The organism is Desulfitobacterium dichloroeliminans LMG P-21439, from assembly GCF_000243135.2.
Classification (GTDB): domain Bacteria; phylum Bacillota; class Desulfitobacteriia; order Desulfitobacteriales; family Desulfitobacteriaceae; genus Desulfitobacterium; species Desulfitobacterium dichloroeliminans.
Map to the genome: position 1 here is coordinate 3,227,026 of NC_019903.1, position 14,955 is coordinate 3,241,980.

General features: G+C 40.7%; 14 protein-coding genes and 3 pseudogenes. 6 read left to right on the forward strand and 11 right to left on the reverse strand.

Going from position 1 to position 14,955, the window contains the following annotated elements:
- The first annotated feature begins 36 nt into the window (after positions 1–36).
- A complete protein-coding gene (locus DESDI_RS15370) occupies positions 37–663 on the forward strand; it encodes a DUF3102 domain-containing protein (RefSeq protein WP_041220023.1) in 627 nt (208 codons plus the stop codon).
- Positions 664–723: 60 nt separating this feature from the next.
- Here the strand turns inward: DESDI_RS15370 and tnpC are convergent.
- A pseudogene (gene tnpC, locus DESDI_RS15375) lies at positions 724–1,536 on the reverse strand (IS66 family transposase); the annotation flags it as partial.
- A 143-nt stretch (positions 1,537–1,679) separates the two neighbouring features.
- Between tnpC and DESDI_RS17380 the strand changes: the two are divergent.
- From DESDI_RS17380 to DESDI_RS15390, 3 genes are read left to right on the forward strand one after another with little or no spacing between them, the layout of a single operon-like run.
- A complete protein-coding gene (locus tag DESDI_RS17380; protein ID WP_015263533.1) occupies positions 1,680–2,615 on the forward strand; it encodes a site-specific integrase in 936 nt (311 codons plus the stop codon).
- On the forward strand, positions 2,602–3,579 hold the full coding sequence (locus DESDI_RS15385; RefSeq protein ID WP_015263534.1) for a tyrosine-type recombinase/integrase: 978 nt from the start codon (positions 2,602–2,604) through the stop codon (positions 3,577–3,579). Before DESDI_RS17380 ends, DESDI_RS15385 begins: the two co-directional genes overlap by 14 nt.
- A gap of 2 nt (positions 3,580–3,581) precedes the next feature.
- On the forward strand, positions 3,582–4,265 hold the full coding sequence (locus tag DESDI_RS15390) for a tyrosine-type recombinase/integrase (protein ID WP_051015683.1): 684 nt from the start codon (positions 3,582–3,584) through the stop codon (positions 4,263–4,265).
- Between the two features lie 37 nt (positions 4,266–4,302).
- Here the strand turns inward: DESDI_RS15390 and DESDI_RS15395 are convergent, their stop codons facing one another.
- A complete protein-coding gene (locus tag DESDI_RS15395; protein ID WP_015263535.1) occupies positions 4,303–5,949 on the reverse strand; it encodes an IS1634 family transposase in 1,647 nt (548 codons plus the stop codon).
- A gap of 170 nt (positions 5,950–6,119) precedes the next feature.
- Here DESDI_RS15395 and DESDI_RS17710 point away from each other — a divergent pair, with 170 nt between their 5' ends.
- A complete protein-coding gene (locus DESDI_RS17710) occupies positions 6,120–6,530 on the forward strand; it encodes a tyrosine-type recombinase/integrase (RefSeq protein ID WP_242825410.1) in 411 nt (136 codons plus the stop codon).
- 112 nt (positions 6,531–6,642) lie between these two features.
- Here the strand turns inward: DESDI_RS17710 and DESDI_RS15400 are convergent.
- From DESDI_RS15400 to tnpA, 3 genes and pseudogenes are all read right to left on the reverse strand, one after another.
- A pseudogene (locus DESDI_RS15400) lies at positions 6,643–7,371 on the reverse strand (transposase); the annotation flags it as partial.
- A 90-nt stretch (positions 7,372–7,461) separates the two neighbouring features.
- Positions 7,462–7,824 (reverse strand): IS66 family insertion sequence element accessory protein TnpB, encoded by a 363-nt coding sequence (tnpB, locus tag DESDI_RS15405; RefSeq protein WP_015263536.1) that lies wholly within the window; start codon positions 7,822–7,824, stop codon positions 7,462–7,464.
- Positions 7,814–8,179 (reverse strand): IS66 family insertion sequence element accessory protein TnpA, encoded by a 366-nt coding sequence (tnpA, locus tag DESDI_RS15410; protein WP_015263537.1) that lies wholly within the window; start codon positions 8,177–8,179, stop codon positions 7,814–7,816. The genes tnpB and tnpA overlap by 11 nt, the downstream gene beginning before the upstream one ends.
- An 84-nt stretch (positions 8,180–8,263) precedes the next feature.
- Here tnpA and DESDI_RS15415 point away from each other — a divergent pair, with 84 nt between their 5' ends.
- A complete protein-coding gene (locus tag DESDI_RS15415) occupies positions 8,264–8,608 on the forward strand; it encodes a BTB/POZ domain-containing protein (RefSeq protein WP_193787624.1) in 345 nt (114 codons plus the stop codon).
- Between the two features lie 553 nt (positions 8,609–9,161).
- On the opposite strand, the pseudogene DESDI_RS15420 reads toward DESDI_RS15415, so the two are convergent.
- From DESDI_RS15420 to DESDI_RS15445, 6 genes and pseudogenes are all read right to left on the reverse strand, one after another.
- Positions 9,162–9,477: pseudogene (locus tag DESDI_RS15420) on the reverse strand (transposase); the annotation flags it as partial.
- A 22-nt stretch (positions 9,478–9,499) separates the two neighbouring features.
- Positions 9,500–10,237 (reverse strand): ABC transporter ATP-binding protein, encoded by a 738-nt coding sequence (locus tag DESDI_RS15425; protein ID WP_015263538.1) that lies wholly within the window; start codon positions 10,235–10,237, stop codon positions 9,500–9,502.
- A gap of 10 nt (positions 10,238–10,247) precedes the next feature.
- On the reverse strand, positions 10,248–11,015 hold the full coding sequence (locus DESDI_RS15430) for an ABC transporter permease (protein WP_015263539.1): 768 nt from the start codon (positions 11,013–11,015) through the stop codon (positions 10,248–10,250).
- A gap of 137 nt (positions 11,016–11,152) precedes the next feature.
- A complete protein-coding gene (locus tag DESDI_RS15435) occupies positions 11,153–12,754 on the reverse strand; it encodes a glycosyltransferase family 2 protein (protein WP_015263540.1) in 1,602 nt (533 codons plus the stop codon).
- A 20-nt stretch (positions 12,755–12,774) separates the two neighbouring features.
- A complete protein-coding gene (glf, locus tag DESDI_RS15440; protein WP_015263541.1) occupies positions 12,775–13,887 on the reverse strand; it encodes a UDP-galactopyranose mutase in 1,113 nt (370 codons plus the stop codon).
- A 3-nt stretch (positions 13,888–13,890) separates the two neighbouring features.
- On the reverse strand, positions 13,891–14,808 hold the full coding sequence (locus DESDI_RS15445; RefSeq protein ID WP_015263542.1) for a DUF4422 domain-containing protein: 918 nt from the start codon (positions 14,806–14,808) through the stop codon (positions 13,891–13,893).
- Between the last annotated feature and the right edge of the window lie 147 nt (positions 14,809–14,955).

Sequence of the window (14,955 nt, forward strand, 5' to 3'; positions counted from 1 at the left end):
TTATGAGTAAAGTATAAAAAAAGAGGGGCTTACGCTATGTCAGATATAATTATCTGCGATCCGGCCATGACAGAGGCCCCCTTGGCAATGGAGCGAACACCTCAGGTCATCGCCGCGGAAATCAATACCATCAAACATCAGGCCGGGAGGATCTTGCTTAATAGTTTCATCGAGATCGGCAGACGCTTACAAGAGGCCAAGGCCCAAGTTAACCATGGTGAATGGAGCACATGGCTGAAGGAATCCGTCAACTTCTCACAAAACAAGGCCGAAAAACTGATGCGCATCGCCACCGCCTACGGCTCCCTATACCCGGCATCCCTTGACACTGGCACTCGGACACAGGCTCTTCCCAATCTGACTTACTCCAAGGCCCTCCTGCTTTTAGGCATTCCCGAAGAAGAACGCGCTGATTTCGCCGCTGAACTGGAGAACGAAGGCATGACAACCCTAGAGCTACAAAAAGCCGTAGCAGAAAAGAAAGAGGCCTTACAGGAACGAGACCAAGCCCAAAGAGAAAAAAAGCTGGTGGTTGAAGCTGGAAAAAAGAGCAGCCAAAAGATTGAGAAACTCATACAGGCTAATCAAGAACTAACAAAGCGGTTGGCCGAAAATATAAGCAAACTCGATCGGTTAACTGCGCAAAATCACTCTATAGAGTAAGCGTCAAACAAGTCGGTGTATAGAAAAAGAGCAAAAACCAGTATAAACTAAGTTTTTGCCCTATTTGCAAACAGCCTGGACATCTGGACTCCACGGTAGATAATCTTCAAGAAATTCAGGGTATTGACCGAACTGCACCCCGGGCAACTCTTTGAAGATGAAAGAAAGATATTTATACGGATTCAGACCATTGGCCTTAGCAGTTTCAATCATGCTGTAAACGGCAGCGCTAGCAGTTGCTCCTTTCGGGCTTCCACTAAACAGCCAGTTTTTACGCCCGATCGTAAATGGGCGGATGCTGTTTTCAGCCAAGTTATTGGAGATGGAGCAGTTTCCATCCTTCAGATAATTCATCAATTCCTGCTTATGGTTTATGGCGTAATTTAGAGCTTCCCCAAGTTTAGATTTAGGGAGAACCTTGTTCTTATTGTAATCCACCCATGCCCAAAAGGCCTCCAAAACAGGTTGCTCCTGCTTTAGACGCTGGGTTTGTCGCTCTTCTCTTGAACACCCTTCAAGAGTTTTCTCCATCTCAAAGAGCTCATTACAGAATCGAACCCCATCGCTTGCCAAAGTGGCTTCCGGGCTATGGATATCCTTCGGCAGGGCATCAACGAAGTTCCTTCGAACATGAGCCCAGCACAGGCATCTCATGATTCCCTCCACCTTATGGTAGCCTGAGTAGGCGTCCGAGTGGAGGTACCCCTTAAACCCTTTTAGAAATTCTTTAGGGTATTTACCACTCCTTCCCGGTTGGTACTCGAAGATCCGGATGGGATGCTTACAGTGTTTGCCCGTACTGTAAACCCACATGTAGGAATCCGTGGTATTCTTTCGGCCCTCTTCGTTGAGGACTTGTACCGGAGTCTCGTCTTATGTTGAGCGATATATTATGTAGAGTGATTCTGGATAAAGATAGAAAGTTATTGCATTCCAGCTAATTGGACATCTTTATGTAATTATGACTTAACATAACGTTTTGATGGTTATCCTCATAAAAAAGGAGGCACATCAAAATGCACAGTAAAACCGCGAAGATTCTTCTTAGGTATGATGCTTATTTGGACATCTTGGAAGAATACCTAAACCTAGAAGAATTCAGGAACCTGTCACTACTGACAATTTCCTCAAAGAGAGTGACGATCACTTCTTTTTTGAATTATCTTGGTGACAACAAAGTAATGGATTTTCATCATTGCTTACAGAAAAACGTGACTGGCTATTTATCGTCAATTGCTAACTTATCTTCATCCACCATTAGTGGACGTACATTTACTCTGCGCCATTTTTTTAATTACCTCAGCCGCAGAAACCTCACTCTGTTTTCAGGATATGAGCTTTTCCCGGTTATCTTTACAAACAAACGGGAACGTATACTTTCCTTTTATTCCATTGAGGAAGTCAGACGAATCATATCTGCTATAGACAGAGGTACCCCCTATGGAAAAAGGGACTTTATCGTACTCCTACTAGCTGCGGAACTTGGTATGCGCTCCGGTGACATCATCCGGTTAAAAACATCGGATATCCATTGGGATCATGACACGATTGAGTTTGTTCAGTATAAGACTAAAACTTTTAATCAACTCCCCTTAATGGAAAATATAAAGTATGCATTGATCGATTATCTAAAAAACGGGCGTCCGGAAAGTGACTCAGGGTACATCTTTATCGGCACAAAGAATGGCAAAAAGCCGTTAACTAATACCTGTATACACCAGATAGTTTCTAAATACTTTCGAAAGGCAAACGTTGATACATCGGAACGTAAACATGGGCCACATGCCATGCGGCATTCTCTAGCAAGCAACATGCTCCATAACAATACCCCTATGCATGTAATCAAGGAGGTATTGGGACATTCAAGCATCAATACGACCAGAATTTATCTTAATATCGATGTAGACTCCCTTAGAGAATTAGCTTTGGAGGTGCCATATGAAACAGTATGAAACCTTCGATTTCCCCGTGACTTACCGTGACATTGCGATGGATTATATAGATTATAAACACTCCCTCGGATTTAACTATTCTTATATCGAACAGACAAAAGTAAATAGTATGCTTAATTTTATATACGCTAATTCGAAATCCGATCCTATACTAGCTTTATTGCCAGAACTAGTTAATGCGTATGCATCGAGAAAGGGCACTGAAAGTGTCCAGAGCCTTCACGCTAGGCAATCTCATATAAGACAGTTTGCCCTTTTCTTAAACCTTAGAGGCATTCCAGCTTATGTTTACCCTAAAAAACTGGTTAAAACTACCGAGGTCTTTGTTCCGTATATCTTTACCAGCCAAGAAATCAGAAGAATTCTTCAGGAAGCAGATACAATCGGGCCAAACAAGAATAAGTTTGTAAATACCCCTTATATATATCCTGCGGTAATCCGTGTGCTTTATGGATGTGGATTACGAGTAAGCGAAGCCCTTGCCCTTAAGCGCGAACATGTCGATTTAGATAATGGAGTTCTTGTCGTTATGAACGGCAAAAATAATGTATCCCGCCTGATTCCGGTATCCGAATCATTACGACAGTATTTATCCTTATATGACTTAAAGGTTGAAAGGGCAGGAAATCCATATTTTTTCCCTGCGCTTCACAATGAAAGATACTCTCCAACAACCATACGAAATCAGTTTATAAGGCTACAGAAAAAAGTCGGTATAGCTCAATTAAGTAATGGAAAGTACCCACGCGTACATGACCTAAGACATACTTTCAGTGTCCATGCTTTAGAACAGATGATTCACAAAGGAATAGATCCTTACTGCTCACTTCCCATACTTAGTACCTATCTAGGACACAAGGGTATCGAATCAACAGAAAAGTACCTCCGACTGACAAAACAATATTTTGTCGACATTCTGCAGTTCAGTAGCGAAGATGCTGAAAAGATTTTTCCGGAGGTGTGACTATGCAGAGAAAGGAATTGTCCTATTATATAACCATCTTCTTTACAGAATACCTTGGTAATGAGGCAGGGTTGTCAATCAATACCGTGAAGTCATACCGGGATACATTTATACTGTTCTTTAAATACCTTGATGAGACTAAAATTTGTAAGATTAGCAAACTAAGAATGGATACGCTGAATGCAGACAATGTAATCGGATTTCTAGATTGGCTGGAACAGTCAAGAGGCTGCAGCATCAGTTCAAGAAATCTGCGGCTTGCAGCAATAAAAGCATTTTGTAATTATGTAGTACGCAAAAGTCCAGAGGAGAGTGGTCTGTGTCAAGGTGTTTTAAGCATCCGTGTTAAAAAAGCTCCTCAGAAATCGGTTGAATATCTAATTGTAGAAGCTGTGGAATATCTTCTGAAAATGCCTGACAGTCACTCAACGCGAGGTCTCCGTGACCTTGCAATAATTGCTTTACTGTATGAATCTGGCTGCAGGGTTCAGGAAATCATTGATTTGAAAGTTGGGGACATTGCCTTCCGGAGCCCGAACACGGTTAAGCTTACCGGAAAAGGGAACAAGGCAAGAGTAGTACCCTTAAGTAGCAATGTTGCAGACATAATTAAAGCTTATCTGAACTCGGGTTCGACAGTCTGTAGGCACAAGAAGTGCCTCGAACCATTGCAGCACATAGGCTAGAGGCACCTGTGGATAACTTGCCGTGTATCTACGCTTTTTAACCTTTTTGAAGGGTAATATCCAATATTCTTGCGGGTTCCGGGACTTCAAGCAAAAAAAGAATTCTCTTTTGAGCTTCGGTTAATTCGGTTCTCTGCCAAACCTTTCCGTCTACCGATTCGTGTTCAATGAGGTGCATGGTATCCAATTCCGAACGAAGAGTAGACCATGTATTTAGAGTATTCACTTCTGCGACTCTCACAAGAAGGAGGGCTAGCCAACACAGAAGTACATGGGAACGAATTCTTTCTTCCTTACGATGGTAAACCGGTCGCAACTCCAGTGTCGTTTTTAGGGTTCTGAAGGCTCTTTCTACTTCAAGGAGCTGTTTGTAACCTAAGGCGATGTCTTCAGTGGAGAGTGTATCATCTGAGGTACGGATGAGATATTTTCCATCTAGATGTTCCATCGCTTTAACCGCTTGGGTATTTATTTTAAGATTTCCTTTGGCATCCATCTTAAGATACTTCTTGTAGGTAATATGAGTGTTGAGACGGCAATGAGCTTTGGTATGGGCTGTTCCATCTAGTTCCTTCAGTCGAGTAAGCTCGGCTCTAATCTTCTCTAAATGCTTTTCGCGTTTTACCGCATCCCTGCGTGCCTCGGCAGGATTGCGAACGAGCACATAGCGATTTCTAGCTTCTCCATCGCCGACAATGACTTCCTTCACTTCCAAGTTTTCACGCACACTACGAAAGCGACCGGGATGAGCTAAGGCTTTTTCAACTTCTGGCTTTCCTGCACTTAGTCGTTCTCCCACGATATAGTGCCCACCCGCTTGTTGTAAAGTCCGCAGATTCACCTCAGAAGAGAAACCCCGATCAGCTACGGTAATGACCCGGCCAAGCTTCCAACCGATGAGATCTCTCTTGATCTCGGGAATCACCGACATATCCGAGGTGTTTCCGGGCCACGACCAACAACGAATGGGAATCCCATCGCGGGTAACGGCCAAGCCGATCACGATTTGGGGAAGATCGGGTCGACTATCTTTCGAATGCCCTTGAAGCTTGAACTCCTCGTCATCCCACTCGTCCATTTCAAAATACGTCGAGGTGGTATCGAAGAAGAGCAGGTCGACTTCCAAATTAAAAAGGTCAGCCACCGCGTTGAAAATTTCATGTTGGAGTTCTTCCTCAGATTCTAAAAGGAAGTCCATCGCTCGATAGCAATGATGAACATCGAGCTCACGAAGCCCAGGAATAGCTACTTTCTTAGCAACCCACTCTTCCAGTCCTAATTTGCTCGAAGGAGCTAATGCCCGATTGGCAACCATAGCAAAGATGATGCGCTCCATTTCTACTCTGAATTCGCGATCCTTTAACCGCTTTCCAAGGATCTTATCGATTCCAATCCGGCGCCAAAGTCCATCAAGAAACCAGGTTCCGCCCATAGGGCGACTTGAAATGAACCGAAGCTCAGGAACCTTGTCATCAAAGAGAGTGGGCTCTTCACCAAGAAAACGCTGAATACTCCGAGAAAGTCGTCGAAGGCCGTCCATATCTAGCTCATCCATCCGTCCGAAACTATGAATCACCTCTGCCTGCGGTGTACCCGTCTTCGGATTGCGAACATTGTGAGCTAACTGAACGTATTTTACAACACTATGATCTTTGTTTTTACGAGAAGTTACACGAATATACATAATACTATTTTACCATTGTGTACCTACCCTTTCAATATATATTCAGACAATATTTAGAGTTATCCACAGATTCGTGTGCCTACACGTTTTTGTGATATTCACTTGTGGATAACCCGTTAAACCCGCGTGGTTGATGTGTCTCATTTTTTTCCATGTGCCTAAAGTGAAGTTTGACTGTCGAACCCGAGCTGAAGTCGGCCAACATAAGCAACATGGCACACCCTGTGTTTGTAAATATATACGATAAGCCCTTGTCAAGATCTGGAGTATCCTACGTCCTTGATAAATATGCGCACAAGGCTCGTAAAATAAGACCAGAATTATATTCATCAAAACTGCATCCCCACATATTAAGGCATTCCAAAGCAATGCATCTGCTTGAAAATGGAGTGAATTTAATTTATATTAGGGATTTTCTGGGACATTCATCGGTTACTACAACTGAGATCTATGCAAGATGCAACCCTGAATTGAAAAGAAAATACATTGAACAGGCTAGCAACTTGATTACAGAATCCGTTGAGAAATACAGTAAAAGTGAAAAACAAAACCTGATTGCCTGGCTCCGAGAAAACATCTAATAATTATGTTGAGTGGTTATACCGCAAATCTTATATACGGGCGGCATAACCACTCATAACTCTACATAATATATCGCTCAACATAAGACGAGTTATGTAAAGCTTCGCATAATTCGTCGGCATGCAGGTAGTTTTCCTCCAAGAGTATCTGCTGCATCCGCTTCAAAAGCGGGGTGAGCCAATCTCGGGCTGCTACCATGATCCAATTGGCCATGGTGGCACGACTTAATTCAACGCCCAGCGTCTTCCACTCCTTTTCCTGACGGTAAAGAGGAAGGGCGTTGACAAACTTCTGATGCATCACCCAAGCTACTGTGGAGGGAGATGCCATGGAGTGTTGAATAACTGGAGAAGGTACGGGTGCTTTCTCCATATAGGGCAAGCCATTCTTACGACAGCTACGACACTCGAAGGTTTCGCGGTAGATATCGATCACCCTGACTTTCGCAGGGATGAACTCAATTTCGGTGCGCACAAACTCTTCTCCAACTGAGACCAGCGTCGTCTGACATTCTTCGCAGAACCGGTCATCTTCTAATAGAGTACAGAACCGCTTTTCATGGGGAAGGTCTTTCAAAAGTTCTTTACGCTGACCGTCGAATTTCTTTCTCCGGTAACCCTCGACTTGCTTAAGGTCCGGTTCCACAGCCTTGGGATTAGACTCCGTTTCTGCTTCATCAAAAAGAGACATCTGTCCCAGGTCAAGGACGGATGTCTTCTCAGAGCTTCGACCAAAGAGCTTACGGGTCAGATGCTGAATGGTTTCATGAAGAAGTTTGTTTTCCTTCTCTAGTTCGGTGATGCGATTTTCAAGAGTTTTTACCGATTTTACTTCACTCATCAGCCCTAAGTCCTTTGCGTTTTTCACTGCATTCATTATAGCATGAAAACGCCATAAAGTCCAGTAACCATGCGGGTTTTGGCTGTTTTTCTATACCGAAAAACAGCCTGTGGAATCCCACTTTTTCACGGCCTTGGGTTGATCAATGGACAGCCCTTCCATAAGCCAGCGGAATTCCTGGCGGGTAATCCCGCGAACCGCTTCAGCATTCCTGGGCCATTGAAATTTGCTCTTTTCCAGTCGCTTATACAGAAGAACAAAGCCATCGCCTTCCCAATAGAGTGCTTTCAGTCGATCATGCCGACGGCCACAAAAGAGAAACAAACTGTTTTGAAATGGGTTAAGCTGAAGGTTTTGCTGGACCAGCGCTGCCAGTCCGTCGATGGACTTACGCATGTCAGTATACCCGCAGGCGATGTAAATTTTCTCGGCCTTAGAGAGATCACCGAACATGTTGCAGTGCCCTCAGAGTATTTTCGATTAAGTCCAACGAGGCAGTGTTATGAATTTCTAGACTTACGGAATCTAAGCGAACCACGATCGCTGGTGTCAATGAATCTGTCGCCGTAGGATTGACCTGGGGAAGTGAAAAGGATATAGGTACGATAGAATTGGTTTCGGTCTGAAGTGCTGGAAGAGCTTCACAGGCGGCAGTGCGGACTCGTTTCAACCAATAAAAATAACTACTCGGATGAATATTATGTTCAGCACACCAGGCAGTGACTGTTTGTCCGCTGCTGCGGCATTCACGAATAAGTTGAGTCCATTTGTTCAATCGATAGTTTTGAGTGACTTTCTGGGTATCCACTTTAATCCTCCTTTAGAGTTTTTCAAGTAAACTAGAAAAACTCTAAAAACTTCAATTTACGAGGATTGTCTCATAGTTACCCAGATGGGTCTATACACTGCCTTATTAGGCGCTTACTCTATAGAGCAACAGGCCCAAAGCAACAGCTCTGTTAACTCAGGAGTGGGGCAGAAAACCATGAGAGAAAGTGATTCTATGCCCAACACTAACTTGGAAAATATGATCATGAACTCAGAAGCGAAATACTTCTCTTCTCGGGATCAACTGCTCAGAGCATTTGAAACTATTCTAATAGCCCTCCGTGAATTAAGCTTCAAGAGTCCCGAGGTGAAAGAGAAACATCGCGAGGCAGCCTATACAATGATGCAAAACCCGGCCAAGCAGCTAGAAGTGTACCCGCCTATATCAACCTTTACTGTCATTCGATAGAAGTAATTCAAACCTTCGTTCGAAAAGGAATATACTCACCTTCAGGTATTCGAATAACGAAATACAATTGATAATCTGGGGTAATGTCTTTGGTAGCAGAGGGGGATCCAAAAATTGAGCTTTTGAACCCCTTCCCCTCAAAAATGGGGCATCCACCCTTCCTATACTTTATAGAGAATTTAAGATAAAATTATATCGAAGAATTGATATCAGGAGTGCGGGACTATGATAATAAAACCATCAGCTGCATTGCGGGATGAATATTTTATTAAGGGCCTTAAGGGAAAGTAAATTATTTTGTGTAAATTGAAATTCTACATCAAAGTTTATTTGGTTAGACCTATAGTTGGCTCTTGCCAATTATGGAGAGTAAGGCAATGCTAGCGAGCAACCTGAGCGCCTAATTGGTTCTGCCACCATAGAGGGGAACCGAAGGGTCCCTTTTCTTTTTCTGGCGGGAGAACTAAAGCGATAAACTCGGGGCGCAGCCCCAAAATTATATAACCATTCGATCCTCAAAGTAGATCATGAATTGAGCTAAGCAACTTTGTCATTCTCTAATTGGCATCGTCCACTTCTTAGATGCTTGTTCAGTCGCAAGGTAGATAATCTTTCTTAAGGCATCATCTGTCGGATACGCAGTCTTTGTCTTGGTTACTTTCTAAACTGGCGATGAGAACCTTCGATGAGATTAGTCTTGTATATAATTCTTCGTATATCCGCAATATATGCAAAAATGCGGTGAGTTCTAACCAGTTGTTTTTCCAGGACTTAATAACGATGGGGTGTTTTTGGCCCCATTTCTCTTCGAATCCCAAGTAGTTATATTCTGCATCTTCCAAGGTTAAAGCCTGGTAAACCTTCTTCATGAAAAACCATTTGTTCTAGATATTACCTTTTCTCAGCCAAAAACTCTTCATATCTATCACAGATTTCTTTTGTTTCACCGAAGGCAATTTGTTTTCCTTTATCTAACCAAAGCACCTTATTACACATTCTTCTAATTTGGTCTAGCGAATGCGATACCAATAGGGTTGTTACACCACTGTTAAGTATATCCATCATTTTAGTTTCGCTCTTCTTGCGAAAGGCACCATCTCCGACAGACAGAACTTCATCCAAAATTAGAATCTCTGGATTAACTAAACAAGCAATGGAAAAAGCAAGTCTTGATTTCATTCCGGACGACAATTGTTTAAACGGTCTGTCCTGAAACTCTTCGAGTTCAGCGAAAGCTATAATTTGATCATACATATCGTTCATAAACACCCTTGTGTATCCCAACATAGCTCCACGCAAATAGGTATTTTCCTTTACTGTTAAATCGCCATCAAAGCCAGAACCTAATTCAAGCAACGCAGCAATACTCCCATTAACATTGGCAGAGCCTTTTGTCGGTACCATAATACCAGTAATCACCTTCAGTAACGTAGATTTTCCCGCTCCATTGCCACCAATGATTCCACATAAATCTCCCTTATTAAGCGAGAAAGATACATTGTTAACTGCCCAAAATTCTTTTATCTCATATTTCCCTCGCAACCGTCTAATAAGATACTCTTTGATCCCTATATCTTTAAAGTCTCCCATAATGTATCTAACCGAAACGTTCTTTAAATCAATAACCATATTATCCCTCTTAAACATAATAAAGAAATTTGTAATTATATTTCTTATAAATAATACCACCGATAAATAGCACCATGAGCGAGTAAAAAGCAGCAAGCAAATGAAAACTATATGTCGGGATTGTATTCTCTATAACAATCTTTCTGAAATAAGTAATATAAACATAAATAGGATTTAAATAAAACAAAGACTGGATATCAGGTGCATAGGCATTAACTGTATAAAAGATTGCAGAAAAATACATTAGTAGAGTCGTAAATACATCATATAAATACTGAACATCCTTAAAAATAATATAAAGTGCTGATAAAATTAGGCCAAGCCCTATATTGAAAACGAGTAAACAAACAATAGGATAGATTAGCATCAGAAACTTCCAGGTAAACGGTATTCCCTCAATAGCTACAAAAAGAAAGAAAATAACCAGAGTTAGACCAAAATTGATTAGAGATGATATATTTTTTGAAAGCAAAAACATATACTTAGGAACATTTACTTTAGAAAAAATTGTAGAATTGGAGACAAGAGCATTCATTCCCCCATTAGTTGCCTCACGATAATAAGAGAATATCAAGTTTCCTGCAAACATGTAGATAATAAAGTGCGGAGTACTATTCCCAAAAAATTGGGTAAATACCATGGCCATCGCGAGTAGCGTTAGTAGTGGAGCAAGCATACTCCACAGCATTCCCAAAACTGTTCTCTTGTACTTCTTTTTAAAGTCCCTCTTTACGAGTTCCTCAAATAGAAACCTATGTTTCTTCATTTTATTTAACATCAAAAGTCTCCTCATATATCAACGGCTTACTTGTTAAGTATAAACATACAAATCGTTTAAGTCACTTTAGTATTAGAAATCGAAATTAGCCAACCCCCAAATATGAAGATTCTCTTTCAACTTCTAAAAACACAAATTTATTCCTTTTCAATATCTAAGTGACGGCACCAAAAATCAAGTGATGTAGCCTCCTCCATCCGTTTTCGATAAGTTTCAGCAGCTTTCCGATACCCATGTAACAGCTTAACTGACATTTTAATAAATTGTAAACCGTAACTTATTAGCATAATTGGGAAATATATCAACGAGCCATCATGTAATGACTCCTTACTTCGCTGTATCAATTCTATGTTTAGAGACTCTTCGTCCGTTTGAAGTAGAAAATCAATGCCTTTAAGAAAATCATTATAGGCTCGCAACAAAAAGTTAAGTGCAGAGTAGTTTCTTTTCAAAAGCTGCTTTCCCATAGCTAATAACAACTTAACAATATGGGCAAGCGCTCCGAATTGCGGAAAGTGGATAGCAGTCAGAATAGTTCCGTTCCGTTTATTGTAATACTGCAAATACGCCCTGTACTTGAAGTCAAAATATTCATGCCATATCCCTATTCCATTCACGAGAAGAATTTTATTAGAAAGCCGGATTCCATATTCCATGTCATCCATTTTAATAAATAGTGGGAGAGGAAAATTATTATCATCAATTAGGCTAAGCGGAATGCACATATACCACCAGCCACTATAATTTACGAATTCCTCATGTTCATTGAATACTAACTTTTCTCTTACACGTAAATCAAAGTTAGGTTTTATACTTTTAACACGCATCCCTTTCCAAAAAGCACCTGCTTCATGCTGCAGATATGGCAAATCCTCTCTTATCATACTTGCACCAATACAAATGTCAAGGCGCTCAGCTCTTAACACTTTTAGAAAAGTTATTGTCCTTGCTAGTACCTCACCCTCGAACAATATATCATCATCCATCAACAACACATGGGTATATTCATCACTCCGCTTGTATGCTTCAATAATGCCGCGAGTAAATCCACCACTTCCACCATAGTTCTTGTTTTCAAATACTTTTACATGTTCACTTTCAACCTGTGCTGCATCAATCGTATGTCCGTTATCAACAATAAAAAAGTTTAAATTATTTCTAACAGGTGAACGCGGATTACTAAATATATAGTCGTTTGCAGTTCTAATGTTACGATAAACAAACTTCTCGCGTTTGTAGGTGCAGATAATAAAAGCAACTTTGACTGGATTGACCTTATGAGCAGTTTCATCAATAAAGTAATGTCCACCAAAAAAAACAGCTTCATCGGATAGGGCTGTCAACTCTATATAGTAAATCCCTTCGGATCTATCAGACGTAAAGTTGTGTGTGAATTTAAACTCACTAATTTCAGAGGACTCTATCCGATGCTCCTGCAAAACCTCGTTTAGACTCTCTGATTCATGTCTGGCCGCAAACAATCTTACTAAAAACTTTCCCGTGATCCTTAAAGAGATTCCGACACAATCTACCCATGTATACTTCAAATATTTTGAATAAGAAAAGCAATTAAAGTAGGTATCAAAGGAAATTAATGCACCTTTCTTGAGTTTTATTTCCTGCGACTGTTCATTGTAGGTGACACTATTATCATAACCTGAAGATGGAACCGTTCTAAAGTACAGTTCCTCCTCGTTACAGATACCTGATTTTGGGAATATAAAACGGAATAATTCCATGCTTTGATCTCCATCCTGTACTATACAGTATAATCGCCAAACTCGAGAGCAATGGCCTCAAGCGCTGAGTTTATCACCTTATCCATATCATAATACTTATAGCTTCCAAGCCTGCCCCCAAAGATAACATTGCTTTCGGCTTCAGCAAGTCTTGTGTACTTAGCATACAGCGCATCATTTTTATTATTGTTAACCGGATAATACGGATCATCACCAGGTTTCCATTCAGAAGGGTACTCTGTAGAAATCACAGTTGTAGGTTGTTTTCCAAATTCAAAATGCTTATGCTCAATAATTCTAGTGTATGGCACCTCACGCTCTGTATAATTGACAACAGCATTACCCTGATAATTATCGCATTCTAACCGTTTATGTTCGAAATTTAAAGAACGATATTCTAGGTATCCTAGCTTATAGCCAAAAAAAGAATCAATCATACCCGTGAAAATGGTTTTAGAGGCACAGTCTTTTTCAAACTCAATAAAATCAAAGTAATCCGTATTCAGTCTCACCTCAACCCCGGAGAGCATCTTTTCGACAATAGGGGTATAACCGCCGATAGGGATTCCTTGATAGCGGTCATCAAAATAATTATTGTCATAAGTAAAACGCAGGGGAAGTCTTTTGATAATAAAAGCAGGAAGCTCTGTGCATGCACGACCCCATTGCTTTTCGGTATATCCCTTTACCAATTTTTCGTAAACATCCCTACCAACCAGTGAAAGGGCCTGTTCCTCTAAATTTGAAGGCTCTGTGATACTTAGCTCTCGGATTTGCTCTTCAATTATTGCCTTTGCCTGAGACGGTGTTTTGATATTCCACATTTTGCTGAAGGTATTCATATTGAATGGTAAATTATATAATTCGTTTTTATATGAAGCAATAGGAGAATTGATGTAATTATTAAACTTCGCAAACTTATTGATGTACTGCCAGACCACTTCATTATTGGTATGGAAAATGTGCGCACCGTATTTGTGTACATTGATTCCATCAATAGATTCACAATATATGTTACCACCAATGTGGTTACGTTTATCAATGACTAGGCAATTTTTACCGCGCTTCTTTGCCTCATTAACGAAGACGGAACCAAACAGACCTGCGCCTACTACAAGATAATCGTATTTCATATTCTATGATCCTCTCACACCATTCAATAACTTCTTGACTAAAGCGCGTCGCCGTGTGCCAGGAGGTAACAGAGTGTAAATACGCTTCATTTGCGAAAAATTATCTGTTTCCCCTTGGAATGCTTCAAAATGGGCGCGCGGCAATTCGGCATAACACACGTGCGGCTGTTTTTTCAGCCACGTGTAATAGATTCCAAAAAGCCTCTCTCCTAAAAATCCATCTACTCGAGAGGCCTTTCCGCTATATTTTGAATAATCTGCAATGCGGTCAAATTCAGTCAGGATACTGAACAGCCAAGCACAGTAGCTATTGAAAATCTCCTTTTTCATAATGAACATATTGCAGAAATAATGCTTGGTATTATTCATGTATTCATTTGCTGACTCTGTAAAGTTGGGAAATTTCTCTGAGATAATGCTTAGAATCAAATCTAAATCCTCAATAAAATTAAACGCTGTATCTTTGTAGTGATTGTAGATGGAAACATACATCTCCTCCGCAATTGGTGCAATAACTTCATAGCGAGAGATAAGTCTGCTCAAACCTTCAACATTAAACTTAAGAGCGTCCAACGTCTCTGGAGTTGGTTCGTCAAATATTTTGTATGGTATCACCGGCTTGTGAGATGACTGCGTGTTTAAATCCACTAAATAACGTTCGTCAAAACAAAGATAGCGCCTGTAATGGAAAAAGCCAACGTAATCGGCCTTATCGTTTTTCCATACCCAATACTGAGCTGTAAGCTCACAGTATGATTTGTTTTTTAATGAAATTGAATCACCCGTATCGTCATAAAGCATCCCCTCTAGCCTTCTTGGGCTCAGAGCAGCACCAACCTGAATTGGGTAAAGCAGAGGATGTATGGGTACATAGTAATCCTTGTGGCAGGATACATAAATTTTTATTATATTTTTTCCCACATTTGACTCCTTTACTTAACCCAGAATATCTCAACATTCAATTGAATCTTATTTTGCTATTACTATGATCTTTTCAACAAAAGGGTAAATATACAATATGTGAATTTCAAACTATTTTTATCAGAACTAATTAGACTTGACTAAGTA